The sequence below is a fragment of the Photorhabdus sp. RM322S genome, assembly GCF_042879395.1.
In the GTDB taxonomy this organism is placed as follows: Bacteria; Pseudomonadota; Gammaproteobacteria; order Enterobacterales; family Enterobacteriaceae; genus Photorhabdus; species Photorhabdus khanii.
Genome location: NZ_JBHFKW010000005.1, coordinates 26,205 through 46,519, shown reverse-complemented (window position 1 = coordinate 46,519; position 20,315 = coordinate 26,205). Strand labels below are relative to the sequence as shown.

20 protein-coding genes and 2 pseudogenes are annotated in these 20,315 nt (G+C 41.4%); 10 read left to right on the top strand and 12 right to left on the bottom strand.

The window, feature by feature from the left end; translation table 11 throughout:
- Positions 1-13 precede the first annotated feature (13 nt).
- Positions 14-595 carry a Slp family lipoprotein gene (locus ACGF63_RS04560; RefSeq protein WP_036847462.1) on the top strand — a complete coding sequence of 194 codons (582 nt, stop codon included), beginning with the start codon at positions 14-16 and terminating at the stop codon, positions 593-595.
- Between the two features lie 85 nt (positions 596-680).
- On the opposite strand, the gene ACGF63_RS04555 is transcribed toward ACGF63_RS04560, so the two are convergent.
- Entirely contained in the window at positions 681-986 is a 306-nt protein-coding gene (locus tag ACGF63_RS04555; RefSeq protein WP_387629085.1) for a hypothetical protein, read from the bottom strand.
- Between the two features lie 354 nt (positions 987-1,340).
- Between ACGF63_RS04555 and fadD the strand changes: the two genes are divergently transcribed.
- Together fadD and rnd are read left to right on the top strand one after the other, a co-directional pair.
- Positions 1,341-3,029 carry a long-chain-fatty-acid--CoA ligase FadD gene (gene fadD, locus ACGF63_RS04550; protein ID WP_036847457.1) on the top strand — a complete coding sequence of 563 codons (1,689 nt, stop codon included), beginning with the start codon at positions 1,341-1,343 and terminating at the stop codon, positions 3,027-3,029.
- Positions 3,030-3,118: 89 nt separating this feature from the next.
- Positions 3,119-4,246 carry a ribonuclease D gene (rnd, locus tag ACGF63_RS04545; RefSeq protein WP_036847454.1) on the top strand — a complete coding sequence of 376 codons (1,128 nt, stop codon included), beginning with the start codon at positions 3,119-3,121 and terminating at the stop codon, positions 4,244-4,246.
- 158 nt (positions 4,247-4,404) lie between these two features.
- Here rnd and minE read toward each other — a convergent pair whose 3' ends face one another.
- The 3 genes from minE to minC are packed head-to-tail and all read right to left on the bottom strand — an operon-like array spanning position 4,405 to position 6,197.
- The gene (minE, locus tag ACGF63_RS04540; protein WP_023045613.1) at positions 4,405-4,674 is read right to left on the bottom strand and encodes a cell division topological specificity factor MinE; all 270 of its coding nucleotides are present in this window, start codon (positions 4,672-4,674) and stop codon (positions 4,405-4,407) included.
- Between the two features lie 3 nt (positions 4,675-4,677).
- The gene (gene minD / locus ACGF63_RS04535; protein ID WP_152962139.1) at positions 4,678-5,490 is read right to left on the bottom strand and encodes a septum site-determining protein MinD; all 813 of its coding nucleotides are present in this window, start codon (positions 5,488-5,490) and stop codon (positions 4,678-4,680) included.
- A gap of 23 nt (positions 5,491-5,513) precedes the next feature.
- Complete coding sequence (minC, locus tag ACGF63_RS04530; protein WP_387629081.1) at positions 5,514-6,197, bottom strand: septum site-determining protein MinC; 684 nt, start codon at positions 6,195-6,197, stop codon at positions 5,514-5,516.
- Between the two features lie 139 nt (positions 6,198-6,336).
- On the opposite strand from minC, the gene ACGF63_RS04525 reads away from it, so the two are divergent.
- From ACGF63_RS04525 to ACGF63_RS04510, 4 genes are all read left to right on the top strand, one after another.
- On the top strand, positions 6,337-6,609 hold the full coding sequence (locus ACGF63_RS04525) for a YcgL domain-containing protein (protein WP_036847446.1): 273 nt from the start codon (positions 6,337-6,339) through the stop codon (positions 6,607-6,609).
- Positions 6,610-6,783: 174 nt separating this feature from the next.
- The gene (locus tag ACGF63_RS04520; RefSeq protein WP_036847443.1) at positions 6,784-7,440 is read left to right on the top strand and encodes a fumarylacetoacetate hydrolase family protein; all 657 of its coding nucleotides are present in this window, start codon (positions 6,784-6,786) and stop codon (positions 7,438-7,440) included.
- A gap of 21 nt (positions 7,441-7,461) precedes the next feature.
- Positions 7,462-7,896, top strand: coding sequence for a YcgN family cysteine cluster protein (locus tag ACGF63_RS04515; protein ID WP_387629077.1), 435 nt, complete (start codon positions 7,462-7,464; stop codon positions 7,894-7,896).
- 201 nt (positions 7,897-8,097) lie between these two features.
- Complete coding sequence (locus tag ACGF63_RS04510; RefSeq protein ID WP_036847440.1) at positions 8,098-8,736, top strand: hypothetical protein; 639 nt, start codon at positions 8,098-8,100, stop codon at positions 8,734-8,736.
- Between the two features lie 184 nt (positions 8,737-8,920).
- Here the strand turns inward: ACGF63_RS04510 and hslJ are convergent, their stop codons facing one another.
- Together hslJ and ACGF63_RS04500 are read right to left on the bottom strand one after the other, a co-directional pair.
- Complete coding sequence (gene hslJ, locus ACGF63_RS04505; protein ID WP_036847438.1) at positions 8,921-9,346, bottom strand: heat shock protein HslJ; 426 nt, start codon at positions 9,344-9,346, stop codon at positions 8,921-8,923.
- Between the two features lie 22 nt (positions 9,347-9,368).
- Positions 9,369-10,373, bottom strand: a complete 1,005-nt coding sequence (locus ACGF63_RS04500; protein WP_036847436.1) for a 2-hydroxyacid dehydrogenase — start codon at positions 10,371-10,373, stop codon at positions 9,369-9,371.
- A 241-nt stretch (positions 10,374-10,614) separates the two neighbouring features.
- Here ACGF63_RS04500 and ACGF63_RS04495 point away from each other — a divergent pair, with 241 nt between their 5' ends.
- The gene (locus tag ACGF63_RS04495) at positions 10,615-10,776 is read left to right on the top strand and encodes a hypothetical protein (RefSeq protein ID WP_152962137.1); all 162 of its coding nucleotides are present in this window, start codon (positions 10,615-10,617) and stop codon (positions 10,774-10,776) included.
- A 25-nt stretch (positions 10,777-10,801) separates the two neighbouring features.
- Here ACGF63_RS04495 and ACGF63_RS04490 read toward each other — a convergent pair whose 3' ends face one another.
- Positions 10,802-11,404, bottom strand: coding sequence for an FMN-dependent NADH-azoreductase (locus ACGF63_RS04490; protein WP_036847435.1), 603 nt, complete (start codon positions 11,402-11,404; stop codon positions 10,802-10,804).
- Positions 11,405-11,669: 265 nt separating this feature from the next.
- Here ACGF63_RS04490 and hrpA point away from each other — a divergent pair.
- Positions 11,670-15,401, top strand: a pseudogene (gene hrpA, locus ACGF63_RS04485) (ATP-dependent RNA helicase HrpA); the annotation flags it as partial.
- Positions 15,402-15,438: 37 nt separating this feature from the next.
- On the opposite strand, the gene ACGF63_RS04480 reads toward hrpA, so the two are convergent.
- Genes ACGF63_RS04480 through ACGF63_RS04470 form a run of 3 tightly spaced genes read right to left on the bottom strand, consistent with a single transcriptional unit; the run spans position 15,439 to position 16,250 of the window.
- Positions 15,439-15,594 carry a hypothetical protein gene (locus tag ACGF63_RS04480; protein WP_387629073.1) on the bottom strand — a complete coding sequence of 52 codons (156 nt, stop codon included), beginning with the start codon at positions 15,592-15,594 and terminating at the stop codon, positions 15,439-15,441.
- 24 nt (positions 15,595-15,618) lie between these two features.
- Positions 15,619-15,963, bottom strand: a complete 345-nt coding sequence (locus ACGF63_RS04475; protein WP_387629070.1) for a DUF86 domain-containing protein — start codon at positions 15,961-15,963, stop codon at positions 15,619-15,621.
- Complete coding sequence (locus ACGF63_RS04470) at positions 15,960-16,250, bottom strand: nucleotidyltransferase family protein (protein ID WP_166286180.1); 291 nt, start codon at positions 16,248-16,250, stop codon at positions 15,960-15,962. The genes ACGF63_RS04475 and ACGF63_RS04470 overlap by 4 nt, the downstream gene beginning before the upstream one ends.
- A gap of 324 nt (positions 16,251-16,574) precedes the next feature.
- On the opposite strand from ACGF63_RS04470, the pseudogene ACGF63_RS04465 reads away from it, so the two are divergent.
- Positions 16,575-16,661 (top strand): annotated as a pseudogene (locus ACGF63_RS04465) (hypothetical protein); the annotation flags it as partial.
- A gap of 59 nt (positions 16,662-16,720) precedes the next feature.
- Here ACGF63_RS04465 and ACGF63_RS04460 read toward each other — a convergent pair.
- Both ACGF63_RS04460 and ACGF63_RS04455 read right to left on the bottom strand, forming a co-directional pair.
- Entirely contained in the window at positions 16,721-17,713 is a 993-nt protein-coding gene (locus ACGF63_RS04460; RefSeq protein WP_036847432.1) for a fimbrial protein, read from the bottom strand.
- Between the two features lie 19 nt (positions 17,714-17,732).
- Positions 17,733-20,273 carry a fimbria/pilus outer membrane usher protein gene (locus ACGF63_RS04455; protein ID WP_152962135.1) on the bottom strand — a complete coding sequence of 847 codons (2,541 nt, stop codon included), beginning with the start codon at positions 20,271-20,273 and terminating at the stop codon, positions 17,733-17,735.
- Positions 20,274-20,315 lie beyond the last annotated feature (42 nt).

Genomic DNA, 20,315 nt, shown 5'->3' with positions numbered 1-20,315 from the left:
GGAGAAGGTGGTTATGTTAAGAGTAATAAACTGCCGGACTGGTTTTAAAGCGGCAATTTTGTTAGGTGTTGTTATGCTTACAGGTTGTATCACTATTCCTGATTCGGTCAAGGGAACATCACCAACGCCAGTTCAGGATCTGCTTTCTGTTAAGAATACGCCTGATCTGTTTATCGGCCAGGAAGGGAGATTTGGTGGTAAGGTGCTTGATGTGGTGAATGAAAATAACCGTACCCGCCTGGAAATATCGTCATTACCATTAGCATCTGATGCCAGTCCGAGATTGCATGAGCCTTCCATCGGTCGTATTTATGCTTATGTTAATAATTTCCTTGATCCGAATGACTTTAAAGGAAATTACATTACTGTCGTTGGCTCGGTCATGGGCGTAGAAAAGGGGAAAATTGGCAAGGCGGATTACGCTTATGTTGTGATTAATGTCACGGGTTATCAGCGTTGGAGGATTGCTCAACGGGTATTAATGCCTTCTGGCCCAGGGCCATGGAACTATTACGGTTATCCCTATTATTCAGGTTGGGGATGGGATGGGTATTATCCCGGCCTGGCACCTGTTGAGACTATTTTGATTGAGTAAGGTCATTTCAATACCGAGAGCTGTTGTTTTGTTAATGTGTGGCTTGTGACATTGTAACTTTATTTCTTAGTCGGAGCCGCCGCATTTATGTGGCGGTGATCCATGTAACTATTTCTTTGGTTCTAACGTTAATTTCATCGCAATTCTTGCACCTAAACCCGCAGTAATTTCTTTTCAGGGCAAATCCGACCTGTTTTTGATCAATTTCAGCGATCCAAAGCTGTTGTTCCTGGATGGCTGATTCAATTTCATACAGGGACAGGGTTTTATCATAGAGTGCTTTTGGCAGTAATTCGTCTGGAAAAAGAGAAGCAGCTTGTAGTTCTATATTGTTAATAACAGTACTATCTTCATGGTTTCCCATTCTAACCGTCATGTTGTTTATAGTCATATTTTATTATCCTTAGTTTTTTAATAATGTATTGGAATAGATGAAAGCAATAAATGCTATTCCAAAAATGCTATCTTAAACGAAAAATAAGTAGGTCAATGTATAATCAATAGCAACTAAGTTAAATGTTAACTATGGCAATAATATACTGATTATAAAAAATAATTTACAGACGACACAGTTCTCTTTGTTTTTTGTATGTAAGGATTAACATGAAATTAGTGATGTGTATCTCAACCTGAACAATGTTTCTTTTTTACACTGGTACGCTGAGTTAATAATTTGTTAAAACAAAGCGTGCGTTATTTATTAGGCGAGTGATAACATAGCAATTGAAATTTCAGGAGTACTACCTTGGAGAAAGTCTGGCTAAAACACTATCCGGCGGATGTCCCTGCGGAAATTGACCCGGATCGTTATGCATCATTGGTTGAGATGTTTGAAAATGCTGTAGCGCACTATGCAGATCAGCCTGCGTACATCAACATGGGTGAGGTTATGACCTTCCGTAAGCTGGAAGAGCGTAGTCGGGCGTTTGCTGCTTATTTGCAAAATGGTTTGGGATTAAGTAAAGGGGATCGTGTTGCACTGATGATGCCAAACTTGTTGCAATATCCTGTTGCACTGTTTGGTGTTCTGCGTGCAGGTATGGTTGTCGTAAATGTAAACCCGATGTATACGCCACGCGAACTTGAACATCAGCTTAATGACAGCGGCACTTCAGCTATTGTGATTGTGTCCAACTTTGCCCATACACTGGAAAAGATCGTTTTTAATACCAAAGTTAAGCATGTTATTTTGACGCGTCTGGGCGATCAGCTATCCCGTCCTAAAGGTACGTTGGTTGATTTTGCTGTGAAATATATCAAACGACTGGTACCGAAGTATAATCTGCCTGATGCCATCTCATTCCGTAGTGCGATACACAAAGGCTATCGTATGCAATATGTAAAACCGGATATTAACGGCGCTGATTTGGCCTTTCTGCAATATACTGGCGGCACGACTGGCGTAGCTAAAGGTGCTATGTTGACGCACCGTAATATTCTGGCAAATCTTGAACAGTCAAAAGCGGTTTATTCACCATTACTGCATTCTGGTCAGGAACTGATAGTCACTGCGTTGCCTCTCTATCACATATTTGCATTATTGGTAAACTGTTTGCTACTTATTTACCTAGGGGGATGCAATCTTCTGATCACTAACCCGCGTGATATTGCCGGTACAGCTAAAGAGTTGAGCCGCTACCCGTTCACTTCTGTCACTGGGGTGAATACGTTGTTTAACGCTTGGTTGAATAATGAAGAATTTAGGAAGCTTGATTTCTCCTCATTACGTCTCGTTGTTGGCGGTGGTATGCCAGTACAGAAGGCGGTTGCTGAGAAATGGGCAGAAGTGACAGGAAGGCCTCTGCTAGAAGGCTATGGCCTGACAGAATGTTCACCATTAGTTTCCTGTAATCCTTATAACTCGAAACATTACACTGGCAGTATTGGTTTTCCAGTATCTTCAACTGAAATCAAACTCGTAGATGATGACGGTAATGAGATGCCGATAGGTCAGCAGGGGGAATTGTGGGTCCGTGGCCCACAGGTTATGGTTGGTTACTGGAATCGCCATGATGCGACAGAAGAAGTGTTGAAAGATGGCTGGGTAGCGACAGGTGATATTGCTAATGTTAATGAACAGGGTTTTATTCATATCGTAGACCGCAAAAAAGATATGATTTTGGTTTCTGGTTTCAATGTATATCCTAATGAAGTTGAAGATGTTGTATCAGCTCACCCGAAAGTGCTAGAGTCAGCAGCAGTTGGCATATCAAGTGAAAGTTCCGGTGAAACTGTCAAAGTGTTTGTGGTTCGAAGAGATCCCAGTTTGACCGAGGATGAGCTTAAAACGCATTGCCGTCGTTATCTGACAGGGTATAAAGTACCTAAGATCATTGAGTTCCGGGATGAATTGCCTAAATCTAATGTAGGTAAAATTCTCCGCAGAGAACTGCGCGATGAAGAGAAAAAGGTTAGGAATGCAGCTATAGCCTAACTCTCTTCATAATACTTATAAGTACGACAACGCCGGTTTCAGCCGGCGTTGTCGTGCTTATTACCATGAATGGCTAAGAGAACTATGTTTTGAATTATCAGTTGATCACCACAGATGCTCAGTTGCAACAAGTCTGCGAAAGAGCAAAACAATACTCAAAAGTAGCATTGGATACTGAATTTGTACGCACACGGACGTATTACCCACAATTAGGTTTGATACAACTGTATGATGGCGAACAACTTTCTCTGATAGATCCACTTAATATCACCAACTGGCAACCTTTTCGTGAATTAATTACTCATCCTCAGATATTGAAGCTGTTACATGCTGGCAGTGAGGATTTGGAAGTCTTTCTGAATGCTTTTCAATGCTTGCCGGAACCCATGATTGATACCCAGGTCCTGGCTGCGTTTATCGGACACCCTCTGTCATGTGGTTTTGCCGCGCTGGTGGCTGAATATATCCATGTTGAGTTGGATAAAAGCGAATCTCGCACTGACTGGCTTGCCCGCCCGTTAAGTGAAAAGCAGTGTGAATATGCAGCGGCGGATGTTTATTATCTGCTACCTTTGGCTGATATTCTGATGACTGCGACGGAGCAAGCTGGGTATATGAAGGCTGCGATGGGTGAGTGTGAGCTTATCAGCCGACGTCGCAAAGAGATATTGACACCGGAATGTGCTTATAAACAGATAGGCAATATCTGTCAATTACGTCCTCAACAGCTTGCGTGTTTGAAAAAACTGGCAGCATGGCGTTTGAATCAGGCCAGAGAGCGTGATTTAGCTGTGAACTTTGTTATTCGTGAAGAAAATTTGTGGCAGGTGGCGCGTTATATGCCAACCTCTTTGGCAGAATTGGATGCGCTGGGGTTAAGCGGGCAGGAGATTCGTTGTCATGGACGTCGCCTGTTGGCAATGGTTGCCGAAAGTGGAAATATCCCAGAAAGCGAATGCCCTCCACTGGTGACAAATCTGATTGATCAACCTGGTTATCGTAAAGCGTTTAAGGATATTAAGGCGCTGATTAATCAGGTAAGTGAACAGCATCGGTTTAATTCTGAATTGCTGGCATCTCGTCGTCAGATTAATCAGTTACTCAGTGTTCACTGGAAATTGAAGCAATTAAATGGCAAATCTGAACTGCTTAGTGGATGGCGGGGAGAATTGCTGGCTGGGCCAGTTGCAGAAATTCTGGCGAACTATCCTGATTAACTAAATATCAGATGAGAGCAACTGCTTTAGTCCGATGCCAGACTAAAGTGCGAGAGAGAGTGGGGTTCCCGTTTAGGGTTACCCCATCTCAGACAGTCACATAATGAGCTTGGTTACTTTGATGGTGATTAATGATAAAACAGCACGGTTTACCCACATTACTTTTGAGCTTCTTCTGTCTCAGGTAGTGTTATATTAAGTTCCAGCACAGAAATATCATCACCTTTCTGCTCAAATTGTACAGAGAGCATCTCAGGATCTACCTGTATATACTTACAGATTACCGCCAGGATATCCCGTTTCATGTCAGGCAGGTAAGCTGGTTCAGAATCACCACGGCGACGCTCTGCCACGATGATTTGCAGACGTTCTTTAGCGATATTTGCTGTCGTTTTTTTTCTCGACAGAAAGAAATCTAGCAAGGCCATGTTTTATCCCCCAAATAGGCGTTTTAAGAAGCCCTTCTTCTCTTCTTCAATAAAACGGAAAGGACGTTCTTCCCCCAATAAACGCTCAACAGTATCTGTATACGCTTTTCCTGCATCGGATTCCGTATCCAGAATGACGGGTTCCCCTTGGTTGGATGAACGCAGTACCGATTGATCTTCAGGAATAACACCAAGTAAAGGAATACATAAAATCTCCAGAACATCTTCCATACTGAGCATATCGCCACGGCTTACTCGGCCTGGATTATAGCGAGTCAGTAACAGATGTTCTTTAATGGAATCTTCACCGCGTTCAGCACGTCGTGATTTAGAGGCCAGAATGCCCAGAATACGATCTGAGTCACGTACAGAAGAGACTTCAGGGTTCGTTGTGATAATCGCTTCATCAGCAAAGTAGAGTGCTATCAACGCACCACTTTCAATCCCTGCCGGGGAATCACAGATAATAAAATCAAAACCTTGTTTATCCAGATCGACTAAAACTTTCTCAACACCTTCAGGAGTGAGCGCGTCTTTATCGCGGGTTTGCGATGCTGGTAAGATGTAAAGGTTTTCGGTACGTTTATCTTTGATTAATGCCTGATTAAGCGAGACGTCACCTTGGATAACGTTCACGAAGTCATAAACTACGCGGCGTTCACATCCCATAATCAGATCGAGGTTACGCAGACCGATATCAAAATCGATGACAACGGTTTTTTTACCTCTTTGGGCAAGGCCGGTAGCAATGGCCGCGCTTGAAGTGGTTTTGCCAACGCCACCTTTACCTGATGTAACAACAATAATGCGTGCCATGAAGCGATTCCTTATTAAAAGGGCTAGATTAAAGGTTCAATAGTTAATTCATTATTTACCAGGCTAAGTTTTGCGGCTTTTCCTGCTAATTCAGTCGGGATTTTATCGCCGAGCCAATATTGCCCAGCTATAGAGATGAGCTCAGCGTTTAAATGGGTGCAAAAAACCAAACATTCCTGATCACCAGATGCGCCGGCTAATGCCCGGCCTCGCATCATGCCGTAGATATGAATATTGCCGTCCGCAATCAATTCAGCACCAGCACTAACATTACTGGTGACAATAAGATCACTGCCTTGGGCATAAATTCTTTGTCCTGAGCGAACAGGTAAATTAATTATGCGGGTTTTTTTAACAGTAGGCTCTGTTGGTTTATTTTCCTGTACCGAAGTTTTTTGTTTTTTGCCTTCATTTAGCAATGGTAAGGCGGCTTTTATTACCGCCCTGCGTTGCTGCTCATCACGGCAACCGCTAATTCCAACAACCCGGAATCCTGCTGAATCAATAGCGTGATGCAGTGCTTTCAGATCAGCGCCTGCCGGCAGACCGGAGATATTAATGACAACAGGCGCATTTTTCAGGAAATCCGGTGCTTGTTCCACTTTTTCCTGTAGGGCCTGTAGAATAATTTCTGGTTGGTCATTGTGTAAATGAACAACCGAAAGCGTAAAATTACTGCCTTTTAGCTCAATTGGCGACTGTGACATCTATCCTGACTCAGATTCAGCAAATTTGAGATCCCCCAGAACAACATCTGGGATACGATATTTCGAAATACAATAAGCATGTTATAATTACTAAATTATTCAAGCAAGTCGTGGCCTTAATTTAAAAGAGTTTATTATAATGATTTGTGTGATCTACAGCAGCCCGAAACGGGAGCAAACATATCTTTATGTTGAAAAAAGAGATAATTTTTCTCGTGTTCCTGAGGAGTTACTAAAAAGTTTTGGTCAGCCTCAATACGCAATGATGATCTCCCTGGCAGACAGAAAGAAACTGGCGGGTGCTGATATAGAAAAAGTAAAAATATCGTTAATTGAACAGGGTTTTTACCTGCAAATCCCACCCCCGGCCGAAAATTTAATGAATGCACATCTGGAGCAGATGAAAAAATAAGAAAAATCCGAGGATTTGGTGAGTGGAATTAACCGTTATTGCAGTTTTATTAACCACTGCAATATTAACGGGCGTAGTGTTTTTTTCCCATTGATGTTGAGTTATGGCTGATAGGGTAGTGCAATAAATGCTATAATCAGGGGTATGCCTGATAAACCAGAGTAAGGAATGAGTATGTATCAGCATAGAGACTGGCAGGGCGCATTACTGGATCTTCCCGTCAATAAAGTTGTTTGCGTTGGCAGTAATTACGCTAAACATATTAAAGAAATGGGTTCTCAGCCAGCGGAAGAACCCATTGTTTTTATTAAACCGGAAACTGCATTGTGTGATATACATCAGCCGATTGCGATTCCAAAAGATTTGGGTGCTGTTCATCACGAAGTTGAACTGGCTGTGTTGATTGGTACACAGCTGAAACAAGCAAATCAAGAGCGTGTTGGCATTGCGATCGCCGGTTTTGCTGTTGCATTGGATCTTACTTTGCGTGATTTACAGTCCAAATTCAAGAAAGCAGGTCAGCCGTGGGAAAAAAGTAAGGCGTTTGATGGTTCTTGTCCGATATCTGGGTTCATTCGGATGAGCAGTTTTGGTGATCCACAAAATACCCGGCTCTCATTGACGGTCAATGATGAATTACGGCAGAACGGTGATACCAATGACATGTTGACACCCATCATTCCTCTGATCAGCCATATGTCTCACTTTTTCACTTTGCGGCCGGGAGATGTGATTCTTACCGGGACACCGGAAGGTGTTGGAGTTCTGGAATCCGGTGATGTGTTAAAGATCACTTTGAATGATAATGCGCTCACTACAAGAGTGATTTGAATATAAGGAATAGCAGAAGTTATGTCTCAACCTTTCTGGCAGGTAAAAACCCTGGATCAGATGACAGATGAAGAATGGGAATCGCTATGTGATGGTTGTGGGCAATGCTGTCTGCATAAATTGATGGATGATGATACCGATGAAATTTATTTTACTAACGTTGCCTGTAATCAACTTAATATAAAAACCTGCCAATGCAAAAATTACGAAGACCGTTTCAGATATGAACCGGACTGTATCAAACTGACTCGATACAATTTGCCAACGTTTGAATGGTTGCCAATGACTTGTGCATATCGTTTGCTTGCGGAGGGGAAGGCATTGTTACCTTGGCACCCACTCATTAGAGGCTCCAAATCAGCAATGCATAGCGAAAGAATCTCTGTCAGGCATATCGCTGTACGAGAAATTGATGTTGTGGAATGGGAAGACCATATTATTAATAAACCTGAATAATGATTTAACTAACTGTAATTTAATAAATTATTTTTCTATTACTCTTATTATGTCTTCTCCCAAATGGGATCTGGCCCTAAAACTCAGTTATTCAGTACATGTATCCACCAAAAATGAACTAAAGGTTGATTGTATATAATTGCATCTATACTATTACCTAAAGGTAATTAAACCTGTGGTTTATTAGAGGAAGCATAAAATATGCCAAGACATTCGGAAAACATAGAAAAAATTACCAATGATTTCAGCCACCTGAATGAGCCAGAGCTCAATCGTACCCTGTATGATGTTTTTGATTCCTCTGGTACTGATATTGTGAATGATGTGGATGAACTCATTCTTCCACCAGGCTACCGATTGGTCAGAGTTGATAGTCGGTTAGATTTGGATATAGATGAGCCCCATTTTGAATTGGCGTTACTCAGTGATGACGCTAAGGAAGTTGTTTATTACAACAAAGTTATTGTGATGAATGACTTGGTGCTTAACTGTCGTCCTGCATCTCAGACGCTTGTGTGGAGAACGAAGAAACCAAAACATAAAGCGGCATTAAGTGATTTAGCAGCTAAAATCTTTTTTCACTATCTGATTAGAACACATGATGTCGCTGCTTCAAACGTCAATCAAATAATAGACGATATCTCTTTCTGGCAAGCTCGAATGTATGAAGCATTACAGTTTGGGCTTTATGTTTATGGTTATGATGTTATGACTTGTGAACTGAGAAATATCTTAACTGAGGATGATGTTGGTAAAGAGCAGAGTTGGTTGTGGGGCGATGCAGAATATTATATGGATAGGTTAGCCATTATTTCAAAGATTAAGCTTCCTAATAAATAGTGAATTAATAGAAAACAATTCTAACTTTTTATGGGTTTTGCCACACACGCCGCTTAGTTGCGGCTTTTTTTATTAAATTGACGACATATTGCTGTAGAACAGTTCAGATGGCGAGGTTAATCCAACTGTAGGCTTAAAATGCCGGAAAGCGCTTTCCGGCACCTGAAACTAACTTACTTTCTGATTACTGGACATAATCCTTCAGTTTATAAACCAGTTTATTGCCATGGTTGGACAGGGTCAGCTTTTGATCTTTCAGTGTGACTCTGACGCCATCTTCTAATACCTTACCAATCAAGTGATCCCATCTGTTCAATTTATCATCTGAGCAAAGCATCTGAGTGCTGGCCAGATTTTTAACTGTCAGTACACCATTTTTCAGCTTACCCTGACCCATAAAGTTATTACACATGGAGCCGGAGATATGCAGTTTTTCACCGAATTCAATGGATGGTACGCGACCATCTTGATTTTTAGCGACTTCGCCATTAACGCTCACCAGAACAAATCTGTGATGTAGTAAATCATCGACTGACACGTTTTCTGTCGCTGAAGCCTGAAATGTGGCTAACAATAAAGTGGCTGTTGCCAAAGGTAGTATTTTTTTCATATTTATCTCCTAATATATTATTTTAAGGGTATTTACTAACAATGTTCGGGCAATTTTTCCCGTTGATTAATTGCTGGATATTTCTCAGCGTAGTTTCACTGATACTGGTCAAGGCTTCTTCTGTCAGAAATGCCTGATGACCGGTAAACAGCACGTTATGACATGAAGACAAGCGACGAAAAATATCATCCTGAATCACGTCATTAGATTTGTCTTCAAAGAAGAGGTCGCGTTCATTTTCATAAACGTCCATACCCAGAGCGCCAATTTTTTGCTGTTTTAATGCGTTAATAGCGGCTACGGAATCAATCAGAGCGCCACGGCTGGTATTAACGATCATGACGCCGTTTTTCATTTTGCTGAAAGCAAGTTCATTCAGCAGATGATAGTTTTCTGATGTCAGCGGACAATGAAGGGATATCACATCGGATTGCGCATACAGTGTATCCAGATCGACATATTCAGCACCGAGATCCAAAACAGCTTGATTAGGGTATGGATCACAGGCTAACAGGCGCATGCCGAACCCTTTGAGGATACGTAGAGTTGCGACACCAATCTTACCTGTTCCAATAATTCCCGCTGTACGGTTGTGCATATTGAAACCAATCAGGCCATCAAGAGAAAAATTGGCGTCACGGGTGCGTTGATAAGCCCGATGAATACGGCGGTTTAAACACAGGATTAATCCAATGGTATGTTCAGCAACTGCCTCAGGAGAATAGGCCGGAACCCGAACAACCTGAATGCCCAATTCTTTAGCTGCGTCCAAATCGACATTATTAAAACCTGCACAACGCAGTGCGAGGATTTTTATATTCATTCCAGCCAATTCTTCAAGTACTTCACGATCAGCATTATCGTTAACGAAAATACAAACAGCATCTGCACCGATAGCATTTTTGGCAGTTTTTGAACTGAGAGGAAAATCGAAAAACTCAAAATCATAATCAAACCCGAGCTTTTGATTAACCAGCTCCAGATGTTTATAGTCATACTGTTTGGTACTGTAAACGACTAATTTCATGGAATTATCTCCGTCATAATTTAAGTAGCTAATAAATTGTTTAGGACTTAAATTATTGCTGACGTAAAGGATTAAATAAACCGATAAATTAAGTAACGCTATAAGGGTATTGCTTGTTGTTTTCCTACATGTTCAATTAAATTTACTTAATAATCAATATCTTAGTTTGAGATGTGTCTACTAAATTATGGAATAACAATAGAAGTAACCGATCTAAGGCTTAATAAGGAGAGGCAATAATTTGATAATCAAAAGAGGCATTGTACTGATGCCATTGGTGGTGCTGATGGTATGGTTTTCTATTCCCCATTGGTTATTCAAGGTTTCTGGTTACCTCAGGGAAATGGTTGAAGAAATAAAAGCGCACCGGGAGGTGCGCAAAATGCAGCAATATAATATATAGGTAATGTATGAATAGAGTGTAATTATCAGGCAGTCATTTTTTCCAGAACTTCACGTGCAGTTTGTTGCGCTTGATTTGCGGCATCAGGGCTTAATCCTACACCTTCAGCAAACACAAACTCCACATCAGTAAGACCAATGAATCCGAGGAAAAGGCGCAAATAAGGCACTAACAGATCACTGGGACCGTCTTTATGAATTCCTCCTCGGCTAGTCAGGATAATTGCGCGTTTGCTTTTTACCAGACCTTCAGGGCCATTCTCGGTATAACGGAAGGTGACGCCAGCACGGGCTATCAGGTCAAAATAGTTTTTCAGTTGGGTTGGAATGTGAAAATTGTACATAGGTGCAGTCATAACAATGATGTCATGATCCTGCAATTCCGCAATAAGTTCATCAGATAACGCCAATACCTCTTTCTGACGGGTAGTCATTTCATTACCTTTTGGACGTAATGCATGAACCAGTTCGTTATCCAGAACAGGAATAGGTTGTGCAGCCAGATCACGTATTGTGATGCTGTCGTCAGCATGGTTGGCTTGCCATTTTTCAATAAAGAAATCTGCCATTTGGTTAGTGTGTGAATGCTGCGCCATAATGCTGGATTTCAGAACCAGAACTTTACTCATTTTTATTCCTTAAATTAACTTTTGTTCGTTCACTTGTTAGTCACGATACAGTTATTCTATGAGTTATTATCTTCTGGTAATAGATCAATATTTAGAGATTAGCATTCAAATTTATTGAATAACATTTATCTGTGTTGACTATAGCAGCAGGAATACTCGCTGAAATTATTGCCAATAAATAGGATATGCTACTATGTCATCAGCAAAAACTGGCTAATCAGCAAAGTAAAAAGTCACTAAGGACTAAAATAAGGTGAAAGAGTCTCAGAAAATCATTAATCGTCAGGCCGTTTGTCCAACAATCAAATATCCAGAAAACCTGCCAGTCAGCCAGAAGAAAGATGATATCTACAAAGCTATTCGTGATCATCAGGTTGTGATTATTGCTGGCGAAACCGGTTCGGGTAAAACAACGCAGATCCCCAAAATTTGCCTCGAATTGGGCAGGGGAATAAAAGGATTGATTGGTCATACTCAACCCCGTCGGCTGGCTGCTCGCGCGGTTGCCAATCGCCTGGCGGAAGAGTTGGAAACCTCAGTGGGTTCAGCTGTAGGTTATAAAGTCCGTTTCAGTGATCATGTCAGTGATAATACGCTGGTTAAACTGATGACAGATGGTATTTTGCTGGCGGAACTGCAAAATGACAGACTGCTTAAACAGTATGACACGCTCATTATTGATGAGGCACATGAACGTAGTTTGAATATTGATTTTATTCTGGGCTACTTGCGTCAGTTATTGCCAAAACGCCCTGATCTGAAAGTAATCATCACTTCAGCGACTATCGATCCTGAACGTTTTTCTCGTCATTTTCATCATGCACCCATTATTGAAGTTTCTGGCCGAACTTATCCGGTAGAGATGCGTTATCGGCCTGTAATAGCTGAAGACAGTGATGGAGAGCGGGATCAGCTTGAAGCAATTATTGATGCTGTTGATGAACTGGGCCGTGAAGGGCCTGGGGATATCCTGGTCTTTATGAGTGGTGAGCGGGAAATTCGTGATACAGCCGATGCTTTGAATAAATTGAATTTGCGTCATACCGAAGTATTGCCGCTGTTTGCACGTCTTTCTAATAGTGATCAGAACCGGATTTTTCAATCGCATGCCGGCCGAAGAATTGTGCTGGCCACTAACGTGGCAGAAACGTCTTTGACTGTACCGGGAATTAAATATGTGATTGATACCGGATATGCACGTATCAGTCGTTACAGTTATCGGACGAAAGTCCAGCGATTGCCGATTGAGCCAATATCTCAGGCATCGGCTAATCAGCGGAAAGGACGTTGTGGGCGTGTATCTGACGGGATTTGTATTCGCCTGTATTCAGAAGATGATTTCCTTTCACGGCCAGAGTTTACTGATCCAGAAATTTTGCGGACTAATTTGGCATCGGTCATTTTGCAAATGACATCCATTGGTCTTGGGGATATCGGCGCATTTCCATTTGTGCAACCGCCTGATAAACGTAATATTCAGGATGGTGTCCGGCTTCTGGAAGAGCTTGGGGCGATTGACCAGCACGCAACGGTGAAGGGTAATTACCGTCTGACATTAATAGGGCAGCAACTTGCTCAACTTCCGGTTGATCCCCGGTTGGCACGTATGGTACTGGAAGCCCGTCATCACGGTTGTGTGCGTGAAGTGATGGTAATTACTTCTGCGCTGTCTATTCAGGATCCAAGAGAGAGGCCACTGGAGAAACAGCAGGTTTCTGATGAGAAACATCGTCGGTTTGCCGACAAAGATTCTGACTTTATTGCATTTCTGAAATTATGGGATTTTCTGAAAGAGCAGCAAAAGGAGCTTTCTTCTTCGCAATTCCGCAAGCTTTGCCGTCAGGATTATCTTAACTATCTGAGAGTCAGAGAATGGCAGGACGTATATACCCAGTTACGACAAGTTGTAAAAGAAGTCGGTCTGCCGGTAAATAGTCAGGATGCAGATTATCGCAGTATTCATGTTTCGTTACTTTCTGGGCTGTTATCGCATATCGGCCAAAAAGATACAGATAAGCAGGAATATACTGGTGCGCGCAATGCTCGTTTTTCTATTTTTCCTGGCTCCGGCTTATTCAAAAAGCCACCTAAATGGGCAATGGTTGCGGAACTGGTTGAAACTAATCGTTTGTGGGGGCGTATTGCTGCGCGGATAGAACCTGAGTGGATTGAACCGTTAGCCACACATCTAGTGAAGCACCATTATAGCGAACCGCATTGGCAAAAATCGCAGGGTGCGACAATGGCTAAGGAGAAAGTCACTTTATATGGACTGCCAATTGTGGCGAGTCGTTTGATTAATTACAGTAAAATTGATCCAATGCTTTGCCGTGAATTGTTTATCCGCCATGCGCTGGTGGAAGGCGACTGGCAAACCCGGCATGCATTTTTCCGGGCGAATCTGAAATTACGTGAGGAAATTGAGGAGCTGGAACATAAATCCCGCCGTCGTGACATTCTGGTGGATGATGAAATCCTGTTCAGTTTCTATGATCAACGTATACCTCAGAGTGTGGTTTCTACGGGTCATTTCGATCGCTGGTGGTTGAAGACGAATAGAGCGCAACCGGACCTGCTCAACTTTGAAAAAAATATGTTGATCAAAGGTGATGCGGATAAAATCAGCGCGTTAGATTACCCTAATTATTGGTATCAAGATGCACTGAAATTACGGCTTAGTTATCAGTTTGAGCCGGGCACAGAAGCCGATGGTGTGACGGTTCATATTCCACTGCCGGTACTGAATCAGGTTAAAGATGCAGGGTTTGATTGGCAGATCCCAGGTATTCGCTATGATCTTGTCGTCGCTCTGATTAAATCATTGCCGAAACCGGTGCGGCGTAATTTTGTGCCGGCGCCAAACTATGCTCAGGCATTTATGGAGCGGGTGCCTCAACCCCAATCCACTTTGTTGGATAGTCTTGAGAAAGAATTACGGCGTATGACTGGTGTGACAGTGTCACGTGATGATTGGCAGTTAGCACAAGTGCCCGATCACCTCAAAATGACATTCCGGGTGGCAGGAGAAAAGAATCGGGCTATCGCTGAAGGCAAAGATTTAGCAGCGCTGAAATTACGATTGAAAGAGAAAGTTCAGGAGACGCTTTCAGCTGTTGCCGATGATGGTATTGAACAGAGTGGACTGCATATTTGGAGCTTCGGTGAATTACCGGAACGATATGAGCAAAAACGTGGAGGTTACTCTGTTAAAGCATTTCCGGCGCTGGTGGATGAAAAAGAGAGCATCGGTATCAGATTGTTTGAAACTGAACTGGAACAACAGACTGCCATGTGGGAAGGCACCCGTCGTCTGTTATTGCTAAATATTCCTTCACCCATTAAATATTTACATGAGAAATTGCCGAACAAATCCAAATTGGGGCTTTATTTTAATCCTTATGGCAAGGTATTGGATTTAATTGATGATTGTATCTCTTGTGGCGTTGATAAATTAATAGCGGGGCATGGTGGACCGGCTTGGAATGAACAGACTTTTATTCAACTACAGAATAAGGTTCGGGCTGAGTTGAATGATACCGTTGTGGAAATAGCCAGGCAGGTGGAACAGATACTCACCACTGTTTTTGCGATTAATAAGCGTCTTAAGGGTAGGGTTGATATTTCGCTGGCTCTGGCGTTATCTGATATCAAAGCACAGCTTTCTGGTTTAGTTTTCAGAGGATTTGTCACCGCTAATAGCTGGAAACGTTTACCGGATGTTTTGCGTTATTTGCACGGTATTGACCGTCGCCTTGAAAAATTGGCGATTGACCCACATAGGGATCGGACGCAAATGGGGCGAGTCGAGAATGTTCAGCAGCAGTGGCAACTATGGTTGGCGAAATTATCACTGCAACAGAAGCAGTTACCTGAGGTGCAAGAGATTCGTTGGATGATAGAAGAATTACGGATCAGTTTGTTTGCTCAGCAACTGGGTACGCCATATCCGATCTCTGATAAACGAATTTTGCAGAATATGGAACAGATTGCTTCTTAAATAGTGCAAGGCCACCTCTTTTAGCGGTGGCTTTTTACTAAGATGTATGACCTAGTTGGCAGGTACCTTCCGTATGTTTGGCTTTGTTAGCTCTAATAAAAGCATTAACCATGTCAGTTTTGCTTTCGCGGTTACGATCATAGTCAGCTTGTGTTGTCGTCTTTTTGGTCGCTGTAGCACGTTTTAACAACATAAACGCCTCCTTAAATTCTTTGTGTTACAGAATAATCTCTGACAATTGTTTCAACAGTTCCGGCAGTGCTGTCTGAACGGTTTCCCACACCACATCAAGATTGATGTCAAAATAGCCGTGGGCGATGCGGTTACGCATGCCGCGCATGCTGCGCCACGGCACTTCGGGGTGCGCTTGCGTGAATTCTGTATAGCCGTCCATTACTTTCGTGGCTGCTTCACCGATGATAATGAGGCTCATGATAACGGCTTGTTGGGTACACTTATCTTCAAGAAAATCGATTTTACTCAAACCATCCACGAAGTTGCACGCATCGGTTGCAGCTTGCCGCATATGTTCGAGGTAGTCGGGGAGGCGGTTCTCGCTCATACCGGCTGAGCCTCTGCAAGCACCTTAGCCCGGAATTTCGGTGGCAAGTCGGCAGGGGTTAACAGATCGACGTGTACGCCGAGCAGCGATTCTAGTTCGACTTGCAGACCACCTAAGTCGAACAGTGTTGTACCGGGCAACGCATCGACTAACAGATCGAGGTCACTACCATCTTGGTCGGTGCCATGGAGCACTGAGCCAAAGATGCGCGGGTTTGCTGTGCGAAAGCGACTAGTAGCTTCTCGCACCGCATTTCGTTTGAGCTCAAGAATAACGGATGGTTTCATGGGTACCTTTCCTTAATCGAAGTTCAACTCGTTGTAAAGAATACCTTTCTGGACATACCATTTCAAGAATGATATTCGTAAATTCTAATATTTTGATTTCCCGTATCGTACAAGAGTGCAGGATAGATTTATCTAAAATCTATATATTAAGAAATTTATTTTTAAATCTAACAAACGGTTTTAAAAGCATAATTTTATAATAAAAAGAAATTTTTTATAAATTAATTGATAAAATAAATAACTTAAGAATGGATAGTGGTTACAAAAAGGATAAGGTAAAAATAATATGGTTGAAGAAAAAATCATTTTAAGAAGACCCTTACAACTGATCTGGTAGACGCCGCCCGTAGCCTGAATATGAACTTATCGGCTACGCTGGATGAACTAATTCCCAAGATAGAAATAAAATAATTAAACAATAACACATCAGCTAAAAAATAAAATTTCTATAGCTGATGCAGGTTAATTTATCACTGATAAGTTAATGTCATTGTTGCGGTTGCATTTGCTTGACCGGGGGTAACATTGCGGTCTGTCTGGAAATAGCGGGCTCGTAAAGGAATAGAATACTTCCCACCTGAATAGCTGTTACCGATATTGATTTGTGAGTGAATAATGACTGGTTGGTTGTTATAAAGGATTTGCATACCAACACCGGAAGCCGTTGTGCGATTATAATTCTGATCAAGTGCCCATACATGATTTAAGCTATTCTTTGCTTCTTTGCCATCAAGCATTAATTGAATTTGAACATTATCATCACAATCTAAAATAACCTCGAAATCTTTTCCTCCTGCGGTGCTGTTAACACCAGAAAAATCGCTTTTTTTGATATCGCCCATAGGAACAGTAATATTGGTATCTTTCAGCGAACAGCTTTTGGTAATAATCCGGGTGTTGCCTAAACGATAAGTATGAACGATGCGATCATTTACTCGTGCCTGAATTAATTGATCACTTTTGACCAAACCGGAGCCTGTTGTTGGTGCTATTTTTATCAACTGAATAGTCAGATAACCCCATGTATTACCGCAATACCAACGGTTTGAATGGTCACAACTTACAGGGTTATGAGTAATACGGGGTAGCCAATCCATGCCATAGCCAGGACCCCAGGTATTTATTCTGATACCCACACCGGGAACACCGGATTCGTAAATAGCATCCTTATTGTAATCTGCACTTTTATAGGCTGTATATCCCCATGATGTATTTATTCTTTTATCGCAATAGAAAACATTGCCTTTATTGTCTAATTCATCTGCACGATATTCGTAAATGGTTGTGCCAATAGGTTTATCTCTTGGAACATACAAGGTTCCAAAAGACAAATTAGTGATTTCTGGTTTAAATCCTTTATCAAATTGGCAATTAGTGGCAAAACTATAAGGGATAATTGCCAGACCAGAAAATAAGATGACGGCAACTAACAAACATTTAAACCTATTGTAATTACTGAGCATAGTGTTTTCCTGAAAATCGTTATTTGCAGTGTGCTTCTATTGTATAAATGCCAGATAAAGGGCTTTTTTCTGGCAGTTTGTAATGAGCTAAGCATTCCTGAATATCTTTATAACCCCATTTAACCAGTAACCGTCCACTATCGGGTAAACCAGTGAGATAAACTTGCCCTTCATGGCTGACCATAGCACTGTTTGCTTCATTAATCTCATGCTGTTTTTCTAACGTGACAATAGCACCAAAAGGAATCGGATTTTCTTGATAGTAAATATTTATCAACACCCTGTGGCCTATTCGGGTTTTGAAATTGGCCAGGACCAATGCCCCCTGAGTGGGAATGACTGTTTGGGCATTAGCGTCAATATCGACATTATCAGCTAATGAGTGGGTATCCAGCGCAATTCGGTTTTTACGGTAGCTGCTGACATAAGGAATAACGGCATACCCATTCCGGTCAGTGGTAATACCTACATTATTCTGGATCTTTATTCCTTGAGCGCCATCAGCCCGGACTAATGCCAGTGTATCTCCTAAATGTTGCGAAAGAGTAATGCCATATGGGTGAGCAACAATTCCTCCTTGAAGGCCATAATTCAGCTGGTGGGAATGATTATCATAGCTATAGCCGGCACTAAGCTGACCATAAGATCCTTTATATTCTGTGTGTATATGGCCGCCAGCTCCAGTACCGTGATTAGCATAACTCTGTTGTAAACTATAAATTAAATTATTATCCTCCAGTGCCGTACCACTTAAACCCACTTGGTGGGAAATATCCTTGTTTTTATTCGTATTAAAATTGTAACTGGCCCAGCTATTTTTTAGCCAGCGATCTAATGGAACCTGTATGCTGAATGAGAAAAGCTGTTCATTTTTATTCGTATCGGGGAGTTGATTATAGGTATAATTTAAACTGTAATTAATATTGTTATAATTGATGTTATAGCCTGCGTTGATATTACGTTCATAGCCATGTTGCTGCCAGTAATTTTGTTGAAAAGCAGATAGATATAAACTACCAAAATCCCCAATGGACTGATTAATATGCAATTGCAGTTTGCTTCTTTTATTGGTGCGATAGCGCCAGTCATTTTTATTGGGATTGTCTATATCATTAGCTTCTTTAAAGTCATAAAAGCCACGTGTCGAATAGCGATAACCTGCCAGAGTAAAATTAGTTCCGGTTAATGGAAGATCTTTTGCATATTGAAAGCGGTAAGATTGCCCTTTGGTACTTATATTTGATGGCAAATTGGTATTCGCATGTGTTATGTCAAAAGAGAGAGAACCAAATATACCAAAATTATAACCTGAGCCTAAAGCAACCGATTGATAATCTTTTGAAAAAATAGCCCCTCCATAGGTAGTGATATTATTGGAAAGGCCGTAGATTAGTGCTGCTTGGGAAAAATTAGGTTTTCGCCCACGATTATTTGATGATTGGTACTGACCCAGAGTGACTGAATATTGAATACCTCCTTCTCGTAACATGATAGGTATTGTGGAAAAAGATTGGATAGAGCGATGTTCCTGACCATCGGCTTCTTTAATAATAACTTCCAGGTTTCCACTTGTTGTCGTTGGGAAAAGGTCATTAATGACAAATGGACCCGGTGAAACATAAGTTTGATAAATGATATAACCGCTTTGTCTGATTGTGACCTGTGCATTACTTTGAGCAATTCCCCGGATAGTAGGGGCAAAACCTTTTAAGCTGTCTGGTAACATATTATCGTCAGAAGCTAATTGTAAGCCACGAAATTGGACGCCATCAAAAATATAGGAAGATGTAAAGCTGTCACCCAGCGTTAACTGTCCTTTTAGTGAATGGATATCCCGTTGTAAGTAGGTATTAATACTTTTCCAACTCTTATCGCGGCTGGTATAGGTGGAATAATTGCGCAGACGCCATGCTTGCCAATTAGCACCTGTTCGAAGATTCAGATAGTTGGTTTGTGTAGAGCCAGATGGATTGTCTTGCCAGGTATTGGAACCACTGTAATTGTAGTTAATTAATAATGAAGTTAACCCTTGCTGCCATAATTCAGGTGAAACATAACCTCTTGCCTGATTATTTAACATTGCTTGTGGAATACTGATATCTAACCTTTGTTGACCAAAATTAAAGACAGTGCTTGCTGATGGAATATATTGACCTAAATCAGACAGCTCTGTTTCTGGTGGTAAACTGATTAATTCTGGGAATGTGTCAATTTTTACCCCCATGTTCTGTAATTGCTGAATGGTTAGTTTAGGAAGTAATTTATTATTTACCATAGTAAAGTTCACGTTTCTGGTCTCTATTTTATCTTTATTAAGATAAATATCTACCCAGTAAATGCCAGGGGGTTGGTCATCCTGTGTAAAAATAGAGAGATCAATATCTTTAGGGGAACCAAAATGAGTTCCCACTTCTAACGCATGGATGTTGAAATAATCTTCAGAATAAGTTTTGGCAGAGTAAAAAAGTACTCCAACTGTCATAAATAATGGTAATAAGAGCCATGAATGTTCAATATCATATGATTTCTTATTAGTTTTATGCTGTGAGTACTTTTCCATAATTAACTTTCTAGCATAGAATAAATTTATGTGACTATTTTG